The organism is Streptomyces sp. NPDC048659, from assembly GCF_040650575.1.
GTDB lineage: Bacteria > Actinomycetota > Actinomycetes > Streptomycetales > Streptomycetaceae > Streptomyces.
Genome location: NZ_JBEZHM010000126.1, coordinates 1 through 5,155, shown reverse-complemented (window position 1 = coordinate 5,155; position 5,155 = coordinate 1). Strand labels below are relative to the sequence as shown.

4 protein-coding genes and 1 pseudogene are annotated in these 5,155 nt (G+C 70.4%); all 5 read right to left on the bottom strand.

The features are described 5' to 3' along the window. The coding region (locus AB0C99_RS39415) for an ATP/GTP-binding protein (RefSeq protein ID WP_252932898.1) at positions 1 to 320 on the bottom strand (320 nt) is incomplete at its 3' end. Next, on the bottom strand, positions 301 to 894 hold the full coding sequence (locus AB0C99_RS39410; RefSeq protein ID WP_362485287.1) for a DUF742 domain-containing protein: 594 nt from the start codon (positions 892 to 894) through the stop codon (positions 301 to 303). The genes AB0C99_RS39410 and AB0C99_RS39415, both read right to left, overlap by 20 nt. A gap of 93 nt (positions 895 to 987) precedes the next feature. Next, the gene (locus AB0C99_RS39405; protein WP_005311461.1) at positions 988 to 1,401 is read right to left on the bottom strand and encodes a roadblock/LC7 domain-containing protein; all 414 of its coding nucleotides are present in this window, start codon (positions 1,399 to 1,401) and stop codon (positions 988 to 990) included. A gap of 10 nt (positions 1,402 to 1,411) precedes the next feature. Further along, positions 1,412 to 4,684, bottom strand: coding sequence for a nitrate- and nitrite sensing domain-containing protein (locus tag AB0C99_RS39400; protein WP_362485285.1), 3,273 nt, complete (start codon positions 4,682 to 4,684; stop codon positions 1,412 to 1,414). A 370-nt stretch (positions 4,685 to 5,054) separates the two neighbouring features. After that, a pseudogene (locus tag AB0C99_RS39395) lies at positions 5,055 to 5,155 on the bottom strand (ATP-binding protein); the annotation flags it as partial.

Below are 5,155 nucleotides of genomic sequence, written 5' to 3'. Positions count from 1 at the left end.
ATGGCGCCGCGGACCAGGTCGTCCCACATGAACCAGAAGCGGTCCTGGCCGGGCGTACCGAAGAGGTACAGGATCAGGTCCTGGTCCAGGGTGATGCGGCCGAAGTCCATGGCGACGGTCGTCGTCGTCTTGTCGCCCGTGTGGGTGAGGTCGTCGATGCCCGCGGACGCGGACGTCATCACGGCCTCGGTTCGCAGCGGGTTGATCTCCGAGACCGCGCCGACGAACGTGGTCTTGCCCACGCCGAAGCCACCCGCCACCACGATCTTCGCGCTGGTGGTTGAACGGGCCGCGCCGCCGTTAGAGCTTGCGAAGTCCACTGAGCACCCTTTCGAGCAGTGTCACATCTGGCTGACCGCCGGCGGCCTCGTCGCCGCCGGGCTGGTGGATCGCGACGAGTCCGGCCTCGGCCAGGTCGGCGACGAGAATCCGGGCAACGCCGAGGGGGATGGAGAGAAGGGCCGAGATCTCCGCGACCGACTTGATCTCGAAGCACAGCCGGCAGATCCGCTGGTGCTCGGGCAACTGCCCCTGCAGCCGGGCCGGATCGGCCGTCGTGCTGACCAGCGCCTCGATGGCGAGCTGGTAGCGCGGCCGGGTCCGGCCGCCGGTCATCGCGTACGGACGGACGAGCGGGTTGTGCCCGCCCGAACCGCCCTGCCCGACCGACCGGTAGCCCTGCGCGCCGGACGAGCTCGGGCTGCCGGCGGCGGTGGGCTGGTGCGGGGGCTGCTGGTGCTGCTGGTGCTGGGACTGCCGGGGCTGCTGCGGGTAGGGCTGCTGGGCGCCCTGTCTGCTCGGCGTGGAGGGAAAGTTGAAGCGGTTCTGCGCCTGGTCACCCAGCGGCGCGTGGTGCCCGCCGTTGTAAGGGTTACTGCCCGGGGGTGTTCCCACGTCTCCTCCTCCGACTGCCTCGCGGCTCCATGTCCCGTGAAACCGCGCCACCGCACCCTACGGTGCGGTGACGAGAAACGCACTGTCTGTCTGTTAGTTGAGAAGACTTCCCTGGAGCTCCGCCCGGAGGTCAGGAGTCAGGACGCTTCCCGCCCGGTCGACGAGCAGTGCCATCTCGTAGCCCACGAGACCGATGTCGGCCTCCGGGTGGGCCAGCACGGCCAGCGAGGAACCGTCCGAGATCGACATGATGAAGAGGAAGCCGCGCTCCATCTCCACCACCGTCTGGTTGACCGCGCCGCCCTCGAAGATCCGGGACGCGCCCGCGGTCAGCGAGGTCAGACCGGAGGCCACGGCCGCCAGTTGGTCGGCACGGTCCCGGGGAAACCCCTCGGACATCGCGAGCAGGAGTCCGTCGGCGGAGACCACCACCGTGTGCGACACCCCGGGGGTGTTGTCCACGAAGTTGGTGATCAACCAGTTCAGATTCTGCGCCGCCTGGCTCATCGGGCTCACACTAACGCTCCTGGTTGTAGGTACTACCCGGGCCGAGGCCCGATCCGTTCGTGTCCGTCCCCGCGTTGCGGCCCTGCTGGACGCCGCGGCGCAGGTTGCTCAACCTGCCCCGCACGTCCTCGGGTGCGCGGGAGACCTGGGGGCCGCCCTGCGGGGTGTGCTCCGCCGAGCCCTCGACCAGGTTGGCCTTCGGGACCCGCCGGGGAAGACCGGAGGGGGTGACCCCGCCCGCCTTCGGGTCGCGGAGCTTCTCGGCCCTGGACCAGCGCTCGTCGTTGGCGGAGCGCCATTCCTCGGTGCCGCCTGCTTCTTCGGTGGCCGGCTGCGCGGGCTGGGCCGGCTGCGCGGGCTGCCGCGCCGCCGACGGGGTCTGCGGCGCCTGCGGGGCGACGCTGCCGCGGCGCGGCAGACCGGCGTCGGTCAGTGCGTGGCCGGTGTCCGGGGTGGGACTCTGCGTGGGACCCGGACGATCGAAGCCTACGCGCTCGGGGGCCTGTTCGGGAGCGGCCTGGACAGATTCCGATTCCGTCCCGAACTCCTGCGCGTACCCGGTCTGGTACGTGGTCTGCTGGGGCCACTCACCCTGGTGGGCCGGGGCTTCGTAGCCGTTCTCGTACGCGGGCCGGGCGCCGCCCTGGGGGTCGTACGCGGCTTCCGCATACGCCTGCTCGGGGTAGCCCGCCACGGGCTGCTCGTAGCCCTGCTGCGGGTAGCCGTAGCCGTCCGCCGCCGGCTGCGGCTGCTGCGGGTAGCCCGGCTGGTAGCCGGCGTCCTGGTAGCCGCCCGCCGGGTACTCCTGCGCGTACGGCTGCTGCTGCGGCTGCTGGGCGTGCGGAGGTTGCGGCGCGTGCTCCGGCGCGTGCTCCTGCGGCGCGAAGCCGTGCTGCGGAACGACCGGTTCGGGGTCCTCGCGGTACAGCGGGTGCGGCTCCCCGCCCTGCGCCTGGGCCTCCAGGGCGGTGCGGCGCTCGTCGCGCCGCAGCGAGCGGTCGACCGGGTCCACCGGGCGCTCCTCGGCGGGCTCCTCGTAACGGGAGTCGTCGAAGCCGAGCTCGGCGGCGGTCCGCATCGGCTGCTGCGGCGCCGGCTCGAAGGCCGAGAGCTGCTGCTGCTGCGGGATGATCTGGGAGACGGTGAAGTCGTTCTGGACCGGCTGCTCGCCGCCGCCGCCGTGGGTGATCGCGTCCGGCAGCATCACCAGCGAGGTGGTGCCCGCCTGCTCGCCCGAGGGGCGCAGCTGGACGCGGATGCCGTGCCGGTCGGCGAGGCGGCCGACCACGAAGAGGCCCATGCGCTGCGAGACGGCTGCGTCCACGGTCGGCGGGTTGGCCAGCTTGTGGTTGATGTCCGCGAAGTCCTCGGCGGTGAGGCCGATGCCCTTGTCGTGGATCTCGACCATCACGCGGCCGTCGGGCAGCCGGGTGGCGGTGACGCGGACCTTGGTCTGCGGCGAGGAGAAGGTGGTGGCGTTCTCCAGGAGCTCGGCGAGCAGGTGCACGAGGTCGGTCACGGCCTGGCCGTGGATCTCGGCCTCCGGCACGCCGGCCAGCTCGATGCGCTCGTACTGCTCCACCTCGGAGGAGGCGGCGCGCATGACGTCGACCAGCGGGACCGGCTGGTCCCAGCGGCGGCCGGGCTCCTCGCCGGCGAGGACCAGGAGGTTCTCGCCGTTGCGGCGCATCCGGGTCGCGAGGTGGTCCAGCTTGAAGAGGTTCTCCAGCTGGTCCGGGTCGGCCTCGTTGTTCTCCAGGTCGGTGATGAGGGTCAGCTGGCCCTCGATCAGCGACTGGTTGCGGCGCGAGAGGTTGGTGAAGATCGCGTTGACGTTGCCCCGGAGCATGGCCTGCTCGGCGGCGAGCCGGACGGCCTCGCGGTGCACCTGGTCGAAGGCGCGGGCGACCTCGCCGATCTCGTCCTGGGAGTCGATCGGGATGGGCTGCACCCGGGTGTCGACCCGGCCGGGCTCGGCGCGGGAGAGCTGGTCGACCAGCATCGGCAGGCGCTGCTCGGCGATGCCGAAGGCGGCGGTGCGCAGCTCGCGCATCGAGCGGCTCATCTGCCGGGCCATCATCCCGGCCAGGATGAAGGCGGTGAGGAGGGCGATGACGACGATGCCGCCGTTGACGTACGCGTCGGTCTGGGCGCTCGCGGAGATGTCGGCGGCCTCGTTCACGGCCTTGTCGACGAGGGACTTCTCGACCTCGGTGTAGCCGTCGAACTTGCCGGTGGATATCGCCATCCAGGTCTCGGGGGTGATCCCCTGGGACTTCAGGTCGGCGAGGGCCGCGGGGTCCTTGGCGGAGCCGATCAGCTGGGCCGCGCCGGAGTAGATGGAGCCGTCGCCGCCCTTGGGCAGCTCGATGCCGGCGCCCGCCATCTTCTTGGCGCCATCGGCGGCCTTGCCGGCCATCACCTTCTTCAGCAGCTCGACGTCTTCCTCGGTACCGCCGGACTGGAACTCGCCGAGGGCGATCTGCTCCAGATAGTTGTACGAGTTGAACGCAACCGACTGCTGCGCGAAGACGTCGTCCTTCTGGGAGGGACGGACGAGGAGCTGGGTGCCGATCGACCGCTGGAGCGACTCGGCGGCCTTCGCGAGCTGGATCGCGTAGACCGTGCGGCCGTAGCTGGTGATGTTGCCGGTGCCCAGGCCGAGCTCGTTGGAGAACTCCATCAGGTAGTGCTGGATGCCCGTGTAGCCGAGCTGGGTGTTCACCGGGTCCTGGGAGCGGGTGTAGGCGATCTTCCGCAGCGCCTCCAGCTTGGGCTCGGAGTCCCGGAACAGCTTGAGGCGCCGCTCCAGGCCCTGCCCGCCGGGCATGTTCTTGACGGCCTCGTCGAACTTGATCTTGGCGGTGTCGGTGGCGGCGTAGGTCTGGGCGACCTCGTCGCTCTGCCGGTCCCCGGCGTTCTGGGCCTTCAGGAGGGGTACGGCGGTGAGGTCGCGCTCGTTGAGGAGGGCCTGGCCGTACTCCGAGGCGGCGCGCACGATGAGCGCCGTCTTCTCGGCGTCCTGGGCCTCCTGCCAGGTGTCGATGGACGCCTTCACCTGGAAGCCGCCCATGACGAGTCCGACGAGCACGGGTATGAGCAGGATCGCGTTCAGGCGCGTGGGCACGCGCCAGTTGCGCGGCGACAGCTTGCTGGAACTGCCCTTGCGGCTCGGGGCCGGGGGCGTGACGGGCTCGTCCGCGGGCGGCATCGCCGCTCGCGACGGCGGCGTGAAGTTGCCCCGCGCCTGCTGCTCCGCGGAGCCTTCCTTGCTTCGCCTCACTCGACCAACAACCTCTCGGCGTCGGCACCTACGTTGTGCCGGTGTTCTTTCAGGGCCGTACTACTCGGGAGTTCATGAATTGCAGCACGTGAAGGCGGTCCCTTCCAAACAGTGCGAAGCGGCCGGTTTTTGGGCTTCACGCCAGAGATAAAACGGGCATAAAGAGCGAGCCCCGCCAAATGGCGGGGCTCAGGTGAGCGCAGCGGCACCGATCGGATGCGTCGGGTGTCCGAGGCGCCCCAATTCTCTGTCGAAATGTTATGAACGCCGGGGCCGCCGTGTCGAAGGACACAGGACGCCCCGGCGGCCACCGGGACGGTCCGCGACGAGCGCCGGCAACTTCCCTATGGCGGCTTCCACTTGGGCGGTGCTACTTCAGGCGTGCCATGAGGGCGTGTTCGACCAGGGTGATGAGGGCGCTCTTGGCGTCGGCGCGGTGGCGGGCGTCGGTGGTGATGATCGGGGTGTCGG